Origin of the sequence: Shewanella sp. SR1 (genome assembly GCF_020447145.1) — a bacterium.
GTDB classification, from domain to species: Bacteria; Pseudomonadota; Gammaproteobacteria; order Enterobacterales; family Shewanellaceae; genus Shewanella; species Shewanella baltica.
Genome location: NZ_JAJAEF010000011.1, coordinates 75901 through 94257 on the forward strand (window position 1 = coordinate 75901; position 18357 = coordinate 94257).

Here is an 18357-nt window from a genome sequence, read left to right on the forward strand (position 1 = left end):
TGTTAAATCCCCCATCTGGTACGACTTCACTCAATTAATCGTCAACTTATTGCGTATTGCGAGTTCAAGTATGTAATTCGACTTATTTATAGCAATTAACTATAAGATAAATATGCTAGCCGCTATATATTGTAATTTAACCAACATTTTTGAGATTAACTCGCTACAACTAGCGCTATAACTACAAAATATATGTTTGTTTCCTACAAAATATATTAAGAAATGCAGCTTTATTATAGGAGATAAGTTTATAAAACTAAGCTTAGAGGGTCTATTTGCAGGCTAAAGTGAAATTTCTGAATCTCTTATTTAAAAATTCCCCTTATTGGCGTATCTTACCTCGACCAGCCAGACTATTAACATCACCCTTTGGTGAGACTAGATGTGTGTTGGTAGGCCTTACTCTCATAAATTATAAATGTCGCATTTCAGGATTTTAAAATGTCAGATATTCGTCAACAAGCACTCGATTATCATGAATTTCCAATACCAGGCAAAACCGCAGTTTGCCTTACCAAACCTGCCGAAACGAGTCACGATCTCGCCCTAGCTTATAGCCCTGGTGTGGCTGAGCCTGTGCGTGAAATCGCGGCTAATCCTGACAATGCGTATCGTTATACCAATAAAGGTAATACGGTTGCCGTGATTACTAATGGAACGGCGATCTTAGGTTTAGGCAATTTAGGCCCCTTGGCTTCTAAACCTGTGATGGAAGGCAAAGCATTATTGTTCAAGCATTTTGCAAATATCGATTCGACAGATATTGAGATCACCCACAATACGCCTGAAGAATTTATCAATACAGTTGCAGCGATTGCTGACACTTTTGGTGGTATCAATCTTGAAGATATTAAAGCGCCCGAATGCTTTGTTATCGAACGTGAATTGATTGCCCGTTGTAAAGTGCCGGTATTCCATGACGATCAGCACGGCACCGCAATTGTGACTGCGGCGGGTATGATTAATGCGCTGGAAATTCAAGGCAAGTTGATCAGCGATGCAACGTTTGTGTGTATGGGCGCCGGTGCCGCAGCCATTGCTTGTATGACTATGTTGGTTAAATGTGGTGCGAATCGCGCTAACATTTATATGCTAGACACTAAAGGTGTTATTCATTCTGGCCGTACGGATCTTAATGAATATAAAGCGCTATTTGCGAATGATACTGACAAACGCACGCTTCTTGATGTTATTAAAGGCGCAGACGTGTTTTTAGGCCTATCAGGTCCTGACGTGATTGGTGCAGAAGAAGTTGCGCTGATGGCCGATAAGCCGGTGATTTTTGCCTGTTCTAACCCAGATCCTGAAATCAAACCGGCACTGGCTCACGCAACGCGTAGTGATTTGATCATGGGTACAGGTCGCAGCGATTATCCAAACCAAGTGAATAACGTATTGTGTTTCCCGTTTATTTTCCGTGGTGCCTTGGATGTACGTGCGTCATGCATTAATGATGAGATGAAAATCGCCGCAGTTCATGCCATTGCTGCACTGGCAAAAGAGCCTGTGCCTGCGAGTGTATTAAAGGCTTATCCTAATGTGACTTCACTGAGTTTCGGCCCTGAATACGTGCTGCCAAAACCTATGGACCCACGTTTATTGCCTAATGTTGCCCGTGCGGTTGCACAAGCGGCTATCGACTCTGGTGTTGCTGCTATCCCTACTTTACCTAAATACGCCGACTAAGCTAAAAGTGGTAAAAACATCGAAAAGAGGCTAATTAGCCTCTTTTTTGTTTTTAAGTGGACATTAAAGTCACAGCGTCTTGGTTGCCTTTTAGGTTATGCTACTGAATAATCAACGGACAACTTTGTTGTACTCCTGTTAAAATCGCACAAATAATTATAATAATCCTGCAGGATAGCGGATAGATGAAATTCACCCGAATGTTAACTACAAAATTAACCAGCTTTTGGTTAATGTCATTAGCCGCTATTGCCTTCGTATTTTTGCTGAGCGCTATGATGAGTTTCGTGCAGCTGACCTATAAATTTCAGCAGCAAAAAGTCGCCGAACTCGAAACTATGTTAGTGGACCAATATCAACACCAACCCGATTGGGATTTGGAGGCTTGGCTGCCGCCCATGCTGCTCGCCTACAATGCTGTTGATTTTCGGCTGACCTTGAAAGATGAAGTGATCTTTGCCTATGAAGGCAATCTCACTACGCAAAATGCCATGGTGTATGACCATGTGTTAGATCCAAAATCTGGTCTGCGTATGCAGCTGACTTTGACCCAACCCTTCGAGCATTACACTTTTAGTTGGTATGAAATCCTCATCCTGTTGGTCGGTGTGTTAGCTGTGGCTGCCTTGGTGCGTTTTGGCTATTTATGGTTTTCCCAGCAATTGGATGGCATTGAAGAATTAGCCTTACGCAGCCGATTGATTTTGCAAGGTAAGCACGAGCAAGCGCTCGCGACTCCTGGAAATGGCAAGCCAAGGCTGATTAACCGCGCTTTGACCAAGTTGTTAGAAGAATTACAAGACGCACAAAAAGAGCGCGGTCGTTTTGACAAATTCATTCGTTCTAATACCTTTCTCGATGCGGAAACGCGCATTGGTAATCGACTTTTCTTAAATAACCGTCTCGACGCCCTTAGTCATAATCAGGCGATGCTCGCCCATGGGGTGATTTATTTATTAGAGATGGATGATCTGGATTTACTGCAGCAATCCCAAGGTGAAGCGGTAACCAAAGAGTTATTAAACTCGACTGTTAACGCGATAAGCCAATTACTGCAAACCCAAGCCAACAGTATCTTTGCCCGTCGTTCCCACAATCAATTTGCCATAGTTGTGCCGCAAATCTCGTTAATCGAAGCCGACCAATTCGCCAGTAAGTTACTTAAGATATGTTTGAGCCAGCCGTTACCCGAAGTCGAGAATAGCGATAACTTTTTCCACCTCGGATGCGCTTATTTTACCGCAGGCGACAATGCAGCTCAGTTAATTGAAGAAGCCGATATGGCATTAAGGGCGGCACAATTACAGGGCAATAGTAATTGGTTTATGTACGACAAAGGTGCGATTGATGAAGAGTTTGCTAAAGGCTCGGTGCGTTGGCGTAGCTTTTTAGAAAACGCGTTAGTGCAAAGGCGATTCTTCCCCTTTAGCCAGCCGATAATTGATTCAGATGGTAATGAGCACCATAAAGAGATATTTACTCGGGCGCGGGATAATCAAGGCGCGCTAATTCGTGCCACACTGTTTATTCCAATGGCGAATAAATGTGGTTTAATGCCGCAAGTCGAACGGCAAATTATTGAGCGGGTTTTATTGTTACTGTCGAATGAATTAGCGGGCGGCGTATCGAATGCTCAAACAAATAAAAAATCAGCGCCACAGATATACAGTATTAATCTGAGTTTGGATTCGCTAATGAGTCGAGCTTTTACCCAATGGCTAAAAACGACGCTGTTAGAATATCGTCATTTGACCACACGACTGATTTTCGAAGTGTCGGAAGATATCGTGATTCAGCATCAAGAAAAGTTGCAGCCTAAATTAGATATGATCCGTAAAATGGGCGCGAGATTATGCGTCGATCATGTGGGCCAGCAGGTCGTTGGCACTTACTATATCCGTGAATGTCATTTTGATTTAATTAAGCTACATAGATCGATTGTGCGGCATATTCATTTACGCCCAGAAAACCAATTATTCATCCGTAGCTTGATTGGCGGTTTGTATCGAACGGAAGTGCAAGTTTGTGCCGAAGGGATTGAAGTCTTCGAAGAATGGCAGACACTGCAAATCCTCGGCGTTGGCGCAGCGCAGGGAATGTATTTCAGTGAACCCATTGAAGCTAAGTAAGGCAAGTGCGGTATTTGGGTGACTAATGTCGTCTTAGAGACAAATAGATCCTATTATTCACGTATTTATCTATAAAATACGAGTATTTGCAGCTAAACTATTCAGTGCCAAAATAATGACGTTTGCCGTTTAAAATTAGGTATACAGCAGCTCATCGGGCAAGGAATACTGGAGAGTGGAGTAACAGGAAGTTTAAGCATTAGAGACTACTCACGCTTTTAAATTCAGTTGGTTACAGGCATCTTTATGGAAAAAAGTCTTATAGGTCGACTCGCCTTTTGGCAGAAAAGAACGGATCCGACTAGCCTTGGCGTCTATGTTTGTGCCGATAAATTATGGGTTTACGCACCTGCTCAAGGGGATAGTGCTGAGCAGTGGTTGCCGTTTGAGCTTAAAGATGAACACTGGTCATCGGCGTTTGCTGCCGTCGCTAAATCCTTCCCTAATGCCCAGTTACAACTGATTTTGGCTTCAGGGCTTTATCAATTACTGCTGACCGATAAACCCAATGTCGATACTGTCGAATTATCCCAAGCCTTGCTGTGGTCAATTAAAGACATGGTTACGCTACCTGTGCCGCAAATCCATTTAGACTATTTCGAGTCACCCATTCCCAGTAATAAAATCAATGTGGTGGTGGTCGATAAAGCTAAACTCGTGAGTATGGTGCAGGCCATTCATGAACAAGATTTACAACTTATCGGTATCAGTATCGAAGAGTTTGCCATGACCAACTTATTTGGTGATGACAACCAAGCACGTCTGGTGGTCAGCCATATTCCAGGGCAAGAATTGTTATTGACTGTGGTTAAGCAAGGTCAGCTGTACATGCAGCGGCGTGTGCGAGGATTTACCCAGCTGGATAAGACCCAAGCCGATGAGTTAACTTATGGCATGGCAGACAATTTAAGCTTAGAAATTCAGCGCTCTATGGATTACTTTGAAAGCCAGTTAAGACAAGCTCCAGTATCTTCTATTGAACTTCTCGCTGATGGTGCCGTGGATACTTTAGCTAAGCTAGTGTCGGCAAACTTTAATCAAGCTGTGAATGTCATCGATAAAAGCTGTGTTGGCGCGCGAATGGCGGGATTAGCCTTCGCCGAATTTTCCAGAGGTGCTGAGTGATTAAATACCGAGTCAATCTCTACACTCCTTCCTTACTTCCGCCGAAGCAAAGATTAACCTTTGCACGTTTGGGGGCTTATGCTGCGGGATTTTTGGTCCTATTTGCGGCTTTAGGCGGTTATAGCTACTGGCAAGTCAGTGAGCTGCAACAGGCTCAGCAATTGGCTGCTCAGCAAAAGCTGCAATTCGATACCCAAAAACAGGCATTAGAAGCACAAATTGCCGCGCGTAAACCCGATGCCGATCTCGTTGCGCGAGTCGATTTAGCGGCACAACAGTTAGAGCTGAAGCAGTTACTCATGGGTGAATTGAGCCTTAGGGCCTCTCTAACCAGCCGAGGTTTTGCGCCTGTACTTAAAGATTTAGCGGTCGTGTCGGATGCTAGCGTGTGGCTTAGTCATATCGTCATTAATGAGCAAGATTTTATGTTCGAAGGTTTTGCCGACCATCCCCAAAGCATTCCGCAGTGGATTGGCAAACTTAAGACTACGCAGACTTTAAAGGGGCAAGCTTTCTCGTCGATGAGCATGGATCGCGGTGAAGATAAACCTTTGGCCTTTACCTTGAAGAGCGATAACAAGGAGGAGGCCGCGCAATGAAGCAGAAGTTAGCCCAACTAGGACAACAGTTTGATGCGTTAAGTCGCCGTGAGCGAGTGCTTATCTCAGTCGCCATTCTGGCCGTGGTCGGTATGCTGAGTTATTTACCCTTAGAGTCTTTGTGGAAAACCCATGTGGCGTTGTCACAACAGTTAAAAGCTTTAGAGCAAGAAAACGCGATTTCGGCCCAGCAGGTTGACTTGTATCAGCAACGTTTAGCGTTAGATCCCAATCAAGATTACCAACAGCGTTTAGTGTTATTAGAGCAACAAAATCAAGCCTTAGATGCCCAGCTCAATGAGCAGATGGTGGATATGGTGCCGGCAGACTATATGCCACAGCTGCTGGGTAATTTACTGGGACAAGTGCAAGGGATTAAATTAATTAAGTTTATGTCGATAGCGCCTATTCCCCTGTTAGCTGTGGGTGACGAGAAGAAACTCAATCTGTATAGCCATGGTATTCGTATGAGCTTAGAGGGCGATTATTTCTCTGTGCTGCGCTTTGTGGAAGCCGTGGAGGCCATGCCAGATAAACTTTATTGGAAGCGTCTCGACTATAAAGTCGCAGAATATCCCCAAGCGACAATAGAGATTGAACTTTATACCTTGAGTATTAATAAGGACTTTATCAGTGTCTCTAAATAAGTCTTATATTATCAGTGTGTTGTTATTGGTCAGCAGCCCTATGGTGTCTGCTGAATCACTGCGTGACCCTACCTTGCCCGGTAAAGGTTTTGCTGTGGTGGGTCATGCGAGTCAAGCGCAGGATCAGGCAATGGTACTTAACAGCATAGTGAGTTCAGGCAACACGGCTTATGCTGTGATAAATAACAAGATATTGTCTGTTGGCGACAGCATTGAGGGGCAGAGTATCGTCAAGATCACCCCCACTTATGTGTCGCTATCCGATGGACGGAAATTGACATTGTTTCAAGCAATAACAGAGAGATAGGGAATACACCTCAGATGAAAGCGATTAAATACTTTACACCTCTGCTCTCACTTTGCCTTGTGGCGTGTCAGACCACAAACAGGCCACAGCCGGAGGCGAGTAAGGCGGAATTAGCGGCCTCAATGGCGACGGCTACGGCATCAACGACGCCACCGCCTGCGACTATGCCGGATGCGGTTCAGCGAGAATTGAATTCGGGCGCTTTACTGTCAGGCTTAACCCCTGCGCTGGAAACTGAGCGTCGTTTCGATGTCTCTGCCCATGATGTGGATGCCAAAGTATTTTTTCCAAGCTTAGTCCAAGGTACGCCGCTGAGTGTTGCCGTGCATCCCGATGTGCAAGGTACGATTTCGCTATCCCTTAAAGGTGTAACCTTAAGCGAAGCGATTCAAGTGGTTGAAGATATCTACGGTTACGAAGTGAGCCGTGAAGGGCGTATTCTAAGAGTGTTCCCCGCTGGAATGCGTACTGAGACTTTCCCGCTGAATTATCTTTATATGGAGCGCGACGGCTTATCAGTGACCTCTGTGAGTTCTGGACGGATTTCCGATAGCAATAATTCCAATAGTAATTCGAGCAATAACAACTCAAATAACAGTGGTTCGAGTAATAACAGCTCCAACAGCAGTAATGGTAATAACTCCAGCAGCAATGGCAGCAGCGATAGCAGTAACGGTACATTTATCCGCTCGCGCACTAAGACTGATTTTTGGGGCGAGCTGAAAGAAACGTTGACGGCGATTATTGGTGACACAGGAAATGGGCGGCAAGTGGTGGTCACGCCGCAGGCGGGTTTAGTGACCATTCGTGCTTTCCCAAGTGAATTACGCCAAGTTCGCACTTTCTTAAATTCTGCCGAGAGTCATCTGCAGCGCCAAGTGATCTTAGAGGCTAAGATCATCGAAGTCACATTATCCGATGGCTACCAGCAGGGCATCCAATGGGACAATGTGCTTGGTCATGTTGGCAATACGAATGTGAATTTTGGGACTTCGAAAGGCCCTGGTTTAAGCGATAAAATCACTTCGGCGATCGGTGGTGTGACCTCGCTGAGTATTAAAGGCTCCGACTTTACGACCATGATCAATCTGTTAGATACCCAAGGCGATGTGGATGTATTGTCTAGCCCAAGGGTTACTGCATCGAATAACCAAAAAGCGGTGATTAAAGTCGGTACTGATGAGTATTTTGTCACTGACGTTTCATCGACGACAGTTGGTGGCACGCCGCCTGTTACTACTCCACAAGTCGAGCTTACGCCGTTTTTCTCAGGTATTGCCTTAGATGTCACGCCGCAAATTGATAGTGACGGCAATGTGTTATTGCACGTGCATCCATCCGTTATCGATGTGAAAGAGCAGACTAAAAATATCAAAGTGAGTGATGCTTCGTTGGAGCTACCTTTAGCTCAGAGTGAAATTCGCGAGTCTGACACCGTTATCCGCGCCGCTTCCGGTGACGTGGTCATCATCGGTGGCTTGATGAAGAGTGAAAACATTGAAGTGGTATCGCAAGTGCCTTTGTTGGGTGATATTCCTTTCCTCGGTGAATTGTTTAAAAACCGCAACAAGCAGAAGAAGAAAACTGAGCTGATTATTCTGTTAAAACCTACGGTAGTTGGCGTCGATACCTGGAAAACTGAGCTACAACGTTCTAAGACCTTATTAGATCGTTGGTATCCGGAGACAAAGTAAGCTTCTATGTATCAGAAGCATTTTGGCTTAAACCAAGCCCCATTTTCACTAACACCCAATACCGGATTTTTTTTCGGCCTGTCGCCACACGTAGAAGCCTTGCAAGTGTTGCAAACTGCGCTACAAACGGGCGAAGGTTTTATCAAGGTGACAGGGGAAGTGGGGACTGGTAAAACTCTGATTTGCCGCAAGCTTATCAATGAATTACCGACTAAGTTCCATTGCGCCTATCTACCCAATCCTTACCTTACGCCTGCAGAGTTACGCTGGGCGGTGGCGAGTGAGTTAGGCCTTAAATACGCCAGCAATATCGACCAGCAGCAGCTCACTGGGCTTATCCAGCAGCAGCTTTTAGCTTTGAGCGCCCATGGTCACGCCATCGTATTAGTGCTCGATGAAGCGCAGGCATTGCCGGACGACAGTTTAGAGGCGCTGCGGTTATTCACTAATCTCGAAACCGAGACGCGTAAGTTATTGCAGGTGGTGTTATTTGGGCAACCCGAACTTGATGAAAGACTTAAACGCCAAGAATTCAGGCAATTAAGACAACGTATTACTTTTAGCTACAACCTTCGCCCACTGACATGGGATGAAACCGATGCTTATATTCGTCACAGATTAGCCATAGCAGGGCGTGCGGGCGAACCACTCTTTACATCACGGGAAACACGTCAGATTGCCTATGCGTCCCGAGGGATCCCCAGATTGATCAATATTCTTGCCCACAAAGCCTTGTTACTGAGTTTCGGCGAGGGCGCTACGCGTGTGCAAACCTCCCACGTTAAAGCAGCGATTCAAGATACCGAAGATGCAAGTGTTCGCCGATTATTATCTTGGAAATGGCTGCCTTTTTTCACTCTGATAACTGTGGCTTTCGGTTTGGGATTACAACACGTTTTGAGGAGTGTTGTATGAGTGTGATCAACAAGATGTTGCAGGACCTCGACAAACGTCAGCAGGGGCACGAACTCAGCAATGTGGCTCAACCGCAGGTGCAATATTTAGCTCGCAGGCGTTCATCATCTCACTGGCTGCTGCTCTGTGGTTTTTCACTGCTACTCGGTGGCGGCGCGGTTTATGGCTGGCAATTTTTCATGGCAGAGCCTGCAGAAGCGACAGCTTCATCTCAAGTGCAGGAACAACATACATTAACCGTCCAAACTGAGTCTGTGCGGATCGACAGTGTTGCCTCAAACGAATCTGCACCTAACGTCGATGCCGCTGCTGAACCCTTGAAGCTTGCGACGACACAGAAGATTGCGGCGGCGATGACAGCGAATAGTGAAGAGTTTGAACCAAGTGCCACCGAAGGAGCATCGAGTCAGGCACCAGAATTGGGAACCGCAAAAGAAGCTGAGCATGAGCAACAAGCTCAGCCACACTCGCAACCACAACAAAAACCACAAGCAGACGTGAGCCTTGCACTCGCAGATGACAAGGTCGATACGGTAAGCGAGCCAAGCCATTCACAGCCAAATCGTGCGACATCGAGTGTGCGTAGCGCCGAGGTCACTGTAGCCGCGCCCTCTGCATTAATGATGTCGGAGCGGGCCAGTGTTGCCGCCGATAATGAAGGTCACGCGAGCAATGGGCTTAACGTACAAGAAGTTAAAGCAGATGCAGGCACTAATCGACTCGCGCCCAAAGAACAAGGGCAAATGGCGATTACTGAGGTGAAGTTAACGCCAAAGCAGCTGGCAAAGAAGCGGTTCACGTTAGCGAGCGAGGCAGAAAGGGATGGTAAGCTCAAAGATGCCATTAGTTACTATGAGCAAACATTAGGCTTTGATCCCAGTATGCATGAAGCGCGCAAGCAGTTAGCTGCGCTGCATTATGGCCAAGGTCAATTAGCCAAAGCCAGCGAAGTGTTACAGCAAGGCATGCTGTTATTCCCGCAGCAATTAGACTTTGCCTTATTGCTCGCTCGGGTTCAGCAAGCCTCTGGTCAGGCTGATCTCGCATTAGCGACGTTAGCCAACATACCTGATACGCATCCGCTGGCGAGACAAAAGTGGATGGCACAATCGGATCTGGCGCAAAAGCTAGGGCAGTTTTCAGTGTCGGAACAAGCCTACAGGCAGTTATTACAACAAGAACCCCAACAGGCTAAATGGTGGATGGGACTGGCTTATGCGCTTGATTCGCAGCAGCAATTTTTCCAAGCACGCCAAGCCTATCGGACTGCATTAGGCCACAGAGGCTTATCGGCGCAGGCGAGTGCTTTTATCGAACAACGTTTGACTCAGCTAGGAGATAGCCAATGAAACCCAGATTAAAAATGCGTTTGGGCGATCTGTTAGTTCAAGAAGCCATTATTACCGAAGCGCAGTTGCAACAGGCGTTAGGCGAGCAGCGCAATACGGGCAAAAAACTGGGCCGTACCCTCATTGATTTGCAATCGATTACTGAGCATCAGTTGCTGCAGTTCTTGTCGCAACAATTGAATGTGCCTTTGCTTGATATCAGTAAAATGCCGATCCCAGCGGAAGTTGTGCATCTTATTCCTGAGGTGCAAGCCCGACGTTTCCGCGCTTTAGCGGTTGAAGACAGGGGCGATAGCGTACTGGTAGCTATGAGTGATCCTGCCGATTTGCAAGCGCTCGATCACCTCGAAATGCTTATCGCACCTAAGCGTTTGAAGTTAGCGGTAGCGCCCGAGCAGCAACTGCTGCAAGCGTTTGATAACTTATATCGCCGTACAGATCAAATAGCTCAGATCGCCGGTAAGCTCGAAGAAGAATACGCCGCCGATGAGATGTTCGATTTAGCCAGCCTGACTTCTGGTGACAGTGACAATGAAACCACAGTGGTTAAGTTGCTGCAGTCGATTTTTGAAGATGCGGTGCAAATGCGCGCCTCGGATATTCATATCGAACCCGGTGATAAAGTTTTACGTATTCGTCAACGTATCGATGGTCAGCTACATGAAACGATTCTGAATGAAGTTAATATTGCCGCAGCTTTAGTATTGCGACTTAAGTTGATGGCTGGACTCGATATTTCTGAAAAACGTTTGCCGCAGGATGGCCGTTTCCACATGGAAATCAAAGGTCATCATATCGATGTGCGTATGTCGACTATGCCGATTTACCACGGCGAATCTGTGGTAATGCGGTTACTCGATCAATCGGCGGGGTTATTGACCCTAAACGAAACTGGTATGCCGCCTGCTATTTTGGCGCGTATTCGTAAACAGATTAAACGCCCCCACGGCATGTTGTTGGTCACTGGTCCCACGGGTAGCGGTAAAACCACCACTTTGTACGGTATTTTGAGCGAGCTCAATACCGCCGACCGTAAGATCATCACGGTGGAAGATCCGGTCGAGTATCAATTGCCACGGATCAACCAAGTACAAGTTAACCATAAGATTGGCTTAAACTTTTCCAACGTATTGCGCACCACCTTACGTCAAGACCCCGATATCATCATGGTAGGGGAAATGCGTGACCAAGAAACCGTGGAGATTGGTCTGAGGGGCGCATTAACGGGTCACTTTGTGCTATCAACCTTGCATACTAACGATGCGGTCACCAGTGCGCTGCGTTTACTCGATATGGGCGCTGCGAGTTATTTAGTTGCCAGTGCCTTAAGGGTGATTATTGCCCAGCGTTTAGTGCGCCGCGTTTGCCATAACTGTGGCGTTGAGTATCAGCCGACACCGCAGGAAAAAGCTTGGCTGAGTAGTGTGAGTCGTAAAGATTTTACCCATGCAAACTTTAGAATCGGTACCGGTTGCCAGAGTTGTAACGGCAGTGGTTATCGTGGCCGTATTGGTATTTTTGAGATCCTCGAGCTCGACGAAAAAATGATCGATGCGATGCGTACCGGTAATCCGCAGGATTTTGCCAGAGCCGCGTTGCAGAGCCCTAACTTTACCCCGCTCGCCGAGTCAGCGTTGCAATATTTGAGCGAAGGCATGACGACCATTGAAGAGGTGGCTAAGTTGGTCGAGGATGTGAGTGAATCACAAATACCTTTGTCGAAGGATATTATTAGCCAACAAGGCGTTGAGGCGTAATTATGCCGATTTATCAATACCGTGGACGCAGTGGTCAAGGTCAATCCGTTACGGGGCAATTGGATGCGGCATCGGAAAGTGCCGCTGCTGACATGCTATTGGCGCGGGGGATTATCCCCCTTGAGGTCAAAGTCGCCAAAGTGGTTAAGTCATTCTCACTGGCTAAGTTATTTGGTGGAAAAGTCGCGTTAGAAGAATTACAGATTTTTACTCGGCAAATGTACTCCTTGACCCGTTCTGGCATCCCGATTTTGCGGGCGATTGCGGGCTTGTCTGAAACCGCGCATTCCCAGCGGATGAAAGATGCGCTCAATGATATTTCTGAGCAGCTCACCGCAGGCCGACCCTTATCATCATCCATGAATCAACATCCCGATGTATTTGATTCCTTGTTTGTTTCTATGGTGCACGTGGGCGAAAACACCGGTAAGTTAGAAGATGCCTTTATTCAGCTGTCGGGTTATATCGAGCGTGAGCAGGAAACGCGGCGACGAATTAAATCGGCCATGCGTTATCCCATGTTTGTATTGATTTCGATTGCACTCGCTATGGTGATCCTCAATATCATGGTGATCCCTAAGTTCGCCGAGATGTTTTCCCGATTTGGCGCCGACTTACCTTGGGCGACAAAAGTGTTGATAGGTACATCGAATCTGTTTGTGAATTATTGGGCGCTGATGTTGGTGGCGCTGATTGGCACTATCATTGGCATCCGTTATTGGCACCATACGGAAAAGGGCGAGAAACAGTGGGATAAGTGGAAACTGCACATCCCCGCCGTAGGATCGATTATCGAGCGCTCGACGTTAGCCCGTTATTGTCGCAGTTTCTCTATGATGCTGAGCGCTGGCGTGCCGATGACACAAGCCCTAAGTTTAGTGGCTGATGCGGTAGATAATGCCTACATGCACGACAAAATAGTCGGTATGCGTCGTGGGATTGAGTCTGGCGACTCTATGCTAAGGGTATCGAATCAGAGTAAGTTATTTACGCCGTTGGTGCTGCAAATGGTGGCAGTGGGTGAAGAGACGGGGCAAATCGATCAATTACTCAATGATGCGGCAGACTTCTATGAGGGCGAAGTAGACTATGATTTAAAGAACCTCACCGCTAAATTGGAGCCTATTTTGATCGGTTTTGTGGCCGTGATTGTTCTCGTGTTGGCCTTAGGGATATACCTGCCCATGTGGGATATGCTCAATGTGGTCAAGGGCGGTAAATAATCGATATGGAAAATGTTTATCTCCTCTCTTATGTGTGGGGCTGAGGTTAAATGCAGACTCAGCAAAAGACAGAAAGCGATCTATTACGCCTCTATGGGCGTATGATAACCATAGGGTTAGTGTTGGTTATCATGGCGGTGATTGGTGCTAAGTACTTTTTTACCCTACCGCAAATCGCTGCCCGTGGATTAGAAGTCGATCATGCGCGTTTTTTAAATGTGCTGGTGATGGTGCGCTCCCAATGGCTATCTTTGGGCAAGCCGCCGCAGATGCAGTTGAATTGGGAGGTGTTTGACAACATATCCAAAGACACTGAGTTTAGTGTCGTCGATATCAATAGTTTAGGATGGCCACAACCTAAACAGTTAAACGGCCAAGGTTGCCAAGATTTGTGGCAGCAACTTATGGGTGCCGAAGTGGATAACGCAGGGCTGGTTGCTGATTATTTAGTTAAGGATAACAGCTGCCACTATCGGTCGCACAATGGCGATAGTTTAGGCTATCAACTGAACTCTGGCAGGGTCATTTTTTTGACTGCACCCTAAAATATTGTTAACTCAAAGGCTTTTTAAAATTGATTTAGCTGTTAGAATAAAATTTCTTAAGTATGGGGCATATATATGAAAACTAAGCAAACAGGTTTCTCATTAATAGAGCTTGTGATTGTGATTGTGATTTTAGGGCTACTCGCCGCAACCGCGATCCCACGATTTTTAAATGTCACCGATGATGCTGAAGACGTCAGTGTTGATGGTGTCGCGGGTGGTTTATCGACTGCCGTTAGCTTTGTGCGTTCGCAGTGGGAAGTCGATGGGCGCCAAAATAGCAGTGTGATCTTAGATGGTACGTCAGTTTCGCTCGATCCTCGTTTTGGTTATCCAACGGGAACTTCAGTAACTAGTGCCACAGCTATGACAAATGTCAGTTGCCAACAAGTATTTAATACCGTGTTGCAGAGCGCTCCACGAAACGTATTATTTAACCAAGATGCACGTAATCAACGTTATACTGCCCGTGTCATTAACGCTGCAGGTGGTAGCGCTAATTCGATTACAGGCACTGTCGTTGCTGGTTTAGATTTATGTGTTTATCACCAGGTGGCTTCACTGGTGCTAAATCAAACGAATGGTGTACCCACTCCCGCTCCCGATTTAACAACGGTAGGTGCTAAGGGAATAGTGTATAACCCCGGCACGGGCAGAGTGTTAAGCTTTACCCAAACGCCATTTGTACCATAGAAACTAAAGCGTCATGCTTAAGTTAATCAACTTTTTTGTAAAGTTATTGAATAGGTAATTAAGAATGAAAAGACAACAAGGTTTTACCTTAATAGAATTAGTAGTAGTGATCATCATCTTAGGTATTCTTGCTGTCACAGCGGCACCTAAGTTTATTAATCTCCAGTCTGATGCATACGCATCCACTTTGAATGGCGTCAAAGCCTCTTTGCAAGGTGCTAATTCGCTTGTTTACTCTAAGGCGGCTATTCAGGGAGTGGAGAGTAAGGATGTATCTAGCATTATCATCGATGATAAAGGTAATTCTGATGCAGCTGACGATGTTGAAGTTGACGGTGTTTATGGATATCTGAAGCAAGCTGCAGCTGATATGGTCTTAGTGCTTGATTTAGATACCACTAACGAGTGGACGATTGTTGAAGCGCCTGCGGTTACAACGACGCTTACAACTCCTGCAATAATTCATCCTAAAAAGTTAACGCCTTCAAATACGGCAAAATGCTGGGTTGAATACAAACAGGCGGATGCCAGCAATCCTCCTAAGTATCATATTGAGTCATCTGGTTGTTAATTAAGGGTTTTAAATGAAAAGACAAAGTGGTTTTACATTAATTGAGTTAGTGGTTGTGATCATTATTTTAGGCATTTTAGCTGTTACCGCAGCGCCTAAGTTTATTAATCTACAATCGGATGCTAGAGCTTCAACAGTGAAAGGATTAGAAGCTGCAATTAAAGGTGCGGATACGCTTATCAACTCAAAGTCTTTAATCGCAGGCAATAATACTGTTGCTTCAACAGCTACACCCCCGCCATCTGTTAGTGTATCTACAGGTAACAAAGTTTTGATTAACTATGGACATGCAACACCTTTATGGACAGGTTCCTTGGAAAATGCTTTGGATATTAAGGTTGCTCCTAGCGGAACATCAAGTGAGTGGCTCTATGTTTTAGCTACTGGTAGCATTTATTTCTATCCTCAAGGGCAAACTGTTCCTGACGGAACGGCCGCAGGTGGCCAATGTTATGTTCAGTACGTGAATGATTTGGATTCATACGGTCCAATTACAGTGACTCCTGTAGTAACAGGCTGTTAAGTCTATTAAGACTTAAAGGCCTGCCTAGCAGGCCTTTTTTTTAGGTAAAATGCGGTTCTTGCATTATTTTAAAGAAATGAGTCCGCCAAGAATTTACCGACATTTATTTGCGTTAATCATACTGTTGGCAGAAACTGAACTTAGTACTTGAAATCAGCAATTAACCCGAGTGATGCTTAACTTCTCTATGTCAAAACAGGCCGGATTTACCTTAGTTGAATTAGTGACGACCATCATCTTGATTTCAATTCTTGCTGTGGTTGTACTGCCACGCCTGTTTACTCAGTCTTCTTACAGTGCCTATAGTTTACGTAATGAGTTCATTAGCGAGCTGCGTCAAGTACAGCAAAAAGCGCTCAATAATACTGACAGGTGTTTTCGTGTAACCGTTTCTGGTACTGGCTATCAAGTGAGTCAATTCTCTACCCGAAATGGGGCGGTTTGTTCTGGTACAGCATTATCGCCCAACCCGCTTTATAGCCAAGCTTTTCAAGGTGGTGCTCAATTAGTGCTAGTAGGCCCTAACAGTATTAACAGCAGTAACTTCAGCCTCGATTTCGATATCGATGGTAGCACTTCGTTGGCTTGTAATGGGCCATGCATTAATGTGATTGCTAATGACACTGTGATGATTAACGTCTCCAGCGAGGGTTATATTTATGCGAATTAATCCTCGGTTGCTATTGGGTAAAGCATCAGTAAAAACATCCAAAAAAGCCAAACCACAGAAGGGTTTTACCCTTATCGAATTAGTGATTGGCATGCTGGTGATTGCCATTGCGATAGTGATGCTAACCAGCATGTTATTTCCAGAGGCGGATCGTGCGGCTAAGACTTTGCATAGAGTGAAGAGTGCCGAGCTTGCTCATTCGGTGATGAATGAGATCTGGGGCAAGCGTTACGATCAAAACACTAATGCCAATGGCGGTGTGCCTGCCTGTGGTAGTCTTTTAGGGTTACCTTGCTCAAATGTGACCAGTTTAGGGTCATCGGAGTGGAAATGGCCTAATGAAGGCGAGGGCCGTAACGATTTTAACGATGTGGACGATTATCACGGTTTAAGTCAAAACGCCACTATGCTCAACTCAACCCAAACCTATGCCGCTGCTTATCCTAACTATCGTTTAAGTGTCACTGTCGCCTATGGGCCTGCGCCCAATACTAAGCTAGTCACCATTAATGTGACTACGCCGGACAATGAAGTGATCACTTACAATCTGGTGAGGAGCAATTACTAATGGGCTCTTTAACTGCACAGCGTATGCAAGCATCCACACGGGGGTTTACCTTAGTTGAGATGGTCACAGTGATCTTGATTCTGGGGATTCTTGTGGTCGGGGTGAGCAGTTTTATTATTTTTGGTACGCGGATTTTTGTTGAGTCGAGTTCAGTCGATCAAGTACTAAGCCAGAGCCGTTTTGCCGTTGAGCGAATGACCCGTGAGCTACGTAGTGCTTTGCCCAACAGTGTGCGTCTTAATAGCGATTCGCTGACCTATCAATGTATTGAATTTGTACCGATCGAGGCCAGCACAACTTATCTCACTATGCCAATCATCCCCGCAGCGGCTGCGAGTACTGGGATCGTGATTCTTGATAGAAATCAGGATGAGAATAAGATTAGTGAGAATCAATTCGCTTGGATCTATCCTTTGGTTGACGCCGATGTGTATAGCAGCGCGAGACAAAAACGGGCACAGGTTAAAACGATTGCTATCTCGGATCCCTCTTTTGAGCATCAAGTGACACTGACTTTTACTGCGCCAACACGTTTTGCCGAAGCATCACCACGACAACGGATCTATTTTGGTTCGAGTCCTGTGAGCTATTGCTTTGAAAAGGGTGCAAGCGGTAATGATTTACAAATAGTGCGTTATGCTGGTTATAACTTTAATACCGTTCAACCAAATCCAGCCACTATGGGTACGGGCGTGCTAATGGCGCAAAGTGTGGCGAATCGTCTCGATAATAGTAATGACTTGCCGTTGATCTTAACGCCATCGAGTTTAGTCAATAATGCCATGGTGCACTTGCAGCCAAGATTTAATGTCAATGGTGAGACGTTCCAATATCGACATCAAGTGCAGGTGATCAATGTTCCTTAATTCATATTGTCGCTCGGTAGGGCGTAACTCAGCATCCAGAACATCACTATCAAGATCAAAATCTTATGTTCTACCTGTGCGGCAGCGGGGCAGTGCGCTGATCATCGGCGTGTTTGTGATTTCTGTGATGTTTTTACTGGCTTCGGCACTGATTAAGATCGTGGAGGACGGCGATACAGGGTTAACCCAAGAAGTGTGGGGCACTCGTGCCTTTGCCGCTGCAAACAGTGGTGCAGATGCGGCATTAGCGCAGTTATTTCCACTCGCAGCGGCAGTAGGGGATGTGCCAGCCTGCTCTAGCGTGTCTTCAACTTGGAAAAATATGCCTAATGTGACTGGTTTTCATGCTTGTAGTGTTTCTTTGACTTGTACTGAATATAAGGTGGGCGCAGTGACTCAGTATAGAATTAACAGCACGGCAGTTTGTGAAAGCGGTGATACGCGTGTTAGCCGACAAGTTGAGGTAGAAGCTCGTGGAAACTGATTTTTC

At 45.9% G+C, this 18357-nt stretch carries 19 protein-coding genes; all 19 read left to right on the plus strand.

Translation table 11 applies throughout. The annotated features are described in order from the left end of the window. Nucleotides 1-441 precede the first annotated feature (441 nt). Complete coding sequence (locus tag KV201_RS12350; RefSeq protein WP_006083276.1) at nucleotides 442-1686, plus strand: malic enzyme-like NAD(P)-binding protein; 1245 nt, start codon at nucleotides 442-444, stop codon at nucleotides 1684-1686. A gap of 185 nt (nucleotides 1687-1871) precedes the next feature. Further along, complete coding sequence (gene csrD / locus KV201_RS12355) at nucleotides 1872-3815, plus strand: RNase E specificity factor CsrD (RefSeq protein ID WP_226059489.1); 1944 nt, start codon at nucleotides 1872-1874, stop codon at nucleotides 3813-3815. Nucleotides 3816-4061: 246 nt separating this feature from the next. Next, entirely contained in the window at nucleotides 4062-4940 is an 879-nt protein-coding gene (locus tag KV201_RS12360) for an MSHA biogenesis protein MshI (RefSeq protein WP_226059490.1), read from the plus strand. Continuing rightward, nucleotides 4937-5539, plus strand: a complete 603-nt coding sequence (locus KV201_RS12365; protein ID WP_006083273.1) for a hypothetical protein — start codon at nucleotides 4937-4939, stop codon at nucleotides 5537-5539. Before KV201_RS12360 ends, KV201_RS12365 begins: the two co-directional genes overlap by 4 nt. Next, a complete protein-coding gene (locus tag KV201_RS12370; RefSeq protein WP_226059491.1) occupies nucleotides 5536-6186 on the plus strand; it encodes an MSHA biogenesis protein MshJ in 651 nt (216 codons plus the stop codon). Before KV201_RS12365 ends, KV201_RS12370 begins: the two co-directional genes overlap by 4 nt. Then, complete coding sequence (locus KV201_RS12375; RefSeq protein WP_226059492.1) at nucleotides 6173-6493, plus strand: MSHA biogenesis protein MshK; 321 nt, start codon at nucleotides 6173-6175, stop codon at nucleotides 6491-6493. The genes KV201_RS12370 and KV201_RS12375 overlap by 14 nt, the downstream gene beginning before the upstream one ends. A gap of 14 nt (nucleotides 6494-6507) precedes the next feature. Further along, on the plus strand, nucleotides 6508-8187 hold the full coding sequence (gene mshL, locus KV201_RS12380; protein ID WP_226059493.1) for a pilus (MSHA type) biogenesis protein MshL: 1680 nt from the start codon (nucleotides 6508-6510) through the stop codon (nucleotides 8185-8187). Nucleotides 8188-8193: 6 nt separating this feature from the next. Next, nucleotides 8194-9102 carry an ExeA family protein gene (locus KV201_RS12385; protein ID WP_006083269.1) on the plus strand — a complete coding sequence of 303 codons (909 nt, stop codon included), beginning with the start codon at nucleotides 8194-8196 and terminating at the stop codon, nucleotides 9100-9102. Then, nucleotides 9099-10451, plus strand: coding sequence for a tetratricopeptide repeat protein (locus KV201_RS12390; protein ID WP_226059494.1), 1353 nt, complete (start codon nucleotides 9099-9101; stop codon nucleotides 10449-10451). The genes KV201_RS12385 and KV201_RS12390 overlap by 4 nt, the downstream gene beginning before the upstream one ends. Beyond that, nucleotides 10448-12208, plus strand: a complete 1761-nt coding sequence (locus KV201_RS12395; protein WP_226059495.1) for a GspE/PulE family protein — start codon at nucleotides 10448-10450, stop codon at nucleotides 12206-12208. Before KV201_RS12390 ends, KV201_RS12395 begins: the two co-directional genes overlap by 4 nt. A gap of 2 nt (nucleotides 12209-12210) precedes the next feature. Further along, on the plus strand, nucleotides 12211-13431 hold the full coding sequence (locus KV201_RS12400) for a type II secretion system F family protein (protein ID WP_107946442.1): 1221 nt from the start codon (nucleotides 12211-12213) through the stop codon (nucleotides 13429-13431). A gap of 50 nt (nucleotides 13432-13481) precedes the next feature. Further along, nucleotides 13482-13976, plus strand: coding sequence for an MSHA biogenesis protein MshF (locus KV201_RS12405; protein WP_226059496.1), 495 nt, complete (start codon nucleotides 13482-13484; stop codon nucleotides 13974-13976). Nucleotides 13977-14051: 75 nt separating this feature from the next. Further along, entirely contained in the window at nucleotides 14052-14669 is a 618-nt protein-coding gene (locus tag KV201_RS12410; RefSeq protein WP_107946444.1) for a prepilin-type N-terminal cleavage/methylation domain-containing protein, read from the plus strand. A gap of 64 nt (nucleotides 14670-14733) precedes the next feature. Next, nucleotides 14734-15240, plus strand: coding sequence for a type II secretion system protein (locus KV201_RS12415; RefSeq protein ID WP_107946445.1), 507 nt, complete (start codon nucleotides 14734-14736; stop codon nucleotides 15238-15240). Nucleotides 15241-15253: 13 nt separating this feature from the next. Further along, nucleotides 15254-15763, plus strand: coding sequence for a type II secretion system protein (locus KV201_RS12420; protein ID WP_107946446.1), 510 nt, complete (start codon nucleotides 15254-15256; stop codon nucleotides 15761-15763). Between the two features lie 172 nt (nucleotides 15764-15935). Then, nucleotides 15936-16433 (plus strand): type II secretion system protein, encoded by a 498-nt coding sequence (locus KV201_RS12425; RefSeq protein ID WP_226059528.1) that lies wholly within the window; start codon nucleotides 15936-15938, stop codon nucleotides 16431-16433. Further along, nucleotides 16423-17001, plus strand: a complete 579-nt coding sequence (locus tag KV201_RS12430; protein ID WP_226059497.1) for a prepilin-type N-terminal cleavage/methylation domain-containing protein — start codon at nucleotides 16423-16425, stop codon at nucleotides 16999-17001. Before KV201_RS12425 ends, KV201_RS12430 begins: the two co-directional genes overlap by 11 nt. Beyond that, nucleotides 17001-17867: a PilW family protein gene (locus tag KV201_RS12435; protein WP_226059498.1), complete on the plus strand. Its 867-nt coding sequence runs from the start codon at nucleotides 17001-17003 to the stop codon at nucleotides 17865-17867. Before KV201_RS12430 ends, KV201_RS12435 begins: the two co-directional genes overlap by 1 nt. Further along, entirely contained in the window at nucleotides 17857-18351 is a 495-nt protein-coding gene (locus tag KV201_RS12440) for an MSHA biogenesis protein MshP (protein ID WP_172599547.1), read from the plus strand. Before KV201_RS12435 ends, KV201_RS12440 begins: the two co-directional genes overlap by 11 nt. Nucleotides 18352-18357 lie beyond the last annotated feature (6 nt).